The 2,712-nt window shown below is 33.2% G+C and carries 1 protein-coding gene; it reads left to right on the plus strand.

Annotated elements, in window-relative coordinates; genetic code table 11:
• Window positions 1-2,148: type ISP restriction/modification enzyme (locus tag ACFINH_RS09380; RefSeq protein WP_375632870.1), on the plus strand; the 2,148-nt coding region annotated here is incomplete at its 5' end.
• Between the last annotated feature and the right edge of the window lie 564 nt (window positions 2,149-2,712).

Here is a 2,712-nt window from a genome sequence, read left to right on the forward strand (position 1 = left end):
CCAGAGGATATGGAATATAAATACCGTTATGATATCCACGCAAATGAGATTGTCTTGCTAGCCTATTACATAGCAGCCATTAATATCGAAGCAACCTATCATGGTCTTATGAAAGGAAATTATATCCCTTTCAAGCATATTGGTTTGACTGATACGTTTCGAATGATTGAAAAACAAGATCTTATGGAAGGTATACTCAAAGAAAACAGTGAATATTTGGAACATCAGAAAAATTTGACTATCGAAGTTATCTTCGGCAACCCGCCTTATTCAACTGGTCAAAAAAGTGCTAATGATAATGCGAAGAATACCCCTTATCCCATATTAGATAATCGTATCAGTGAAACTTATGCTGCTCAATCTGAATCAATCAATATGCAAGCACTTTATGATAGCTATATACGAGCAATTCGATGGGCTAGTGACCGTATAAAAGATTGTGGTATTATTGGTTTTGTGACAAACGCAGGGTTTATTAATGCATGTTCTTTAAATGGTTTAAGAAAATGCCTCGTTAAGGAATTTAGCAGCCTTTATATTTTCCATTTACGGGGTAATCAACGAACCTCTGGAGAACTTTCGCGAAAAGAAGGTGGTAAGATTTTTGGTTCTGGATCACGGGCTCCCATAGCTATCTCTATTCTCATAAAAAATCCAGAATCTCAACAGCGTGGGAAAATATATTTCCGTGATATTGGAGATTATCTCACAAGAGAAAAAAAGCTTAAGACAATTAAAAAATTTGGTAGCATTGATGGTATTACACAGAGCAAACAAGGTTGGCAAATAATTATACCGGATAAGCATAATGATTGGCTTGGTCAACGTGATGACAGTTTCAAGACATTCCTAGCTTTAGGTGATAAGAAACCTCATAGTAAAAAACTGTTTGAGATTTATTCTTGTGGTCTAAAAACCAATCGTGATGCTTGGGCATACAATGCAAGCAATGAAACTCTCGCGAAGAATATGAGTAATATGATTACTTTCTACAATAGTGAAGTGGAGCGTTTTAATGGTGTTTATACACATGATAACGGTAAAACACGTACTAAAACTGTAGATAATTTTGTTAATGCCGATGAAAGCAAAATTAGTTGGAGTATTAATCTTAAGAAACATTTAACTAAAGGAAAGATTTTTGAATTTGAAGATACATGCCTTATTCAAAGCCTATATCGTCCTTTTACACAACAATGGCTCTATTACAATCGTGCCTTTAATGAAATGGTTGCCCAAATTCCATGTATATTTCCAATGGGGCAAGCGGTTGAAAATAGAGTAATACAAATTACAGGTACGGGAGCAAAGAAAGATTTTTCTGTTATTATGACTAAGAATGTGCCTGAATTTCAAGTGATGGAGAATAGTCAATGCTTTCCAAGATATATCTATGAAGATGCTACGGTTTCAAAAAGTAAAAGTGAGAAACAAACCCTTTTATTTACAGACTCTATAGAGGAAAACAAAACTGTTGGTTTACAGAGGCATGATGCCATAACTGATGAAGGATTAGCACATTTTAAAGCAGCTTATCCTAATGAAAAAATCACTAAGGATGATCTATTCTATTATGTTTACGGTATACTTCATTCGGAAGATTATCGTGCCAGTTATGCTGATAACCTCTCTAAAGAATTGCCTCGTATCCCGTGTGTAAAGAGTGCTGATGACTTTTGGAAATTTGTAACAGCAGGACGTGAACTAGGTCATTTGCACGTGAATTATGAAGATGTAGAGCCTTATCCCGTGATCTTTAAAAAGGGTAATCCAAAACAGACAGAAATCTCTAATCTCGAAAAATTCTATTATGTGACTGAAATGAAATTCGCAAAAATTAAGAATAGTAAGGAAAAGGATAAATCGACTGTTATTTACAATAGCAATATTACCATAACAGATATCCCTCTTGAAGCTTATGAGTATATCGTCAATGGCAAGCCTGCTCTTGAATGGGTTATGGGGCGTCAATGCGTTAAGACTGATAAAAAGAGTGGTATTGTCAATGATGCCAATCGCTATGCTGTTGAAACCGTTGGCAACCCTGCCTACCCTCTAGAATTGTTTCAAAGGGTTATTACCGTAAGTTTAGAAACAATGAAAATCGTAAAAAACTTACCAAAATTAGAAATAAGAGAAACTGAATAACTTATAAAGCATGCTCACATAATGGGCATGCCAATCTTATTAAAGCCGCTTATGTATTAGTTTAACTAACAGTCTATTTTATCATCTGTTATGAGATAAACTAAGATAGGAAATAATTACGTTATCAAGATCTCTTTAATGGACTTTTGTAAATTCTTTAAACGTATCATCTTGTGAGTTGATTACCTATAATCTTAAAAGGAATAATTTATCATGCGTTATTCTAAAAAGAAACCATTTGCACTTTTAGATACTCTTATTTGGATTGCTTTAAGACTTTTAAGAAATCCACTCTTAAATAGAATTAGATTTTTTTTACATTGCCTTTAAAAGATTATACCGTAATCTAAAATGATAGCTTTATTGTTTTCAAAAGCTTTGTTTAAAGAGGATTATGTATATTCATTTTCTTATATTACTTATAGGTTTTGAAGGTTTCTCAAACCCCCAAAACCCCTACAAAACATATAGCATTAGTTGAGTTTACAGGTTGTATTTTGATATAGGTTGTTTTTTTTGGAAACTTGATAAAAGTTAACATATTGAAATATAATAAAATTTTAT

The organism is Bartonella sp. AA74HLJMH (genome assembly GCF_042197045.1).
GTDB lineage: Bacteria > Pseudomonadota > Alphaproteobacteria > Rhizobiales > Rhizobiaceae > Bartonella.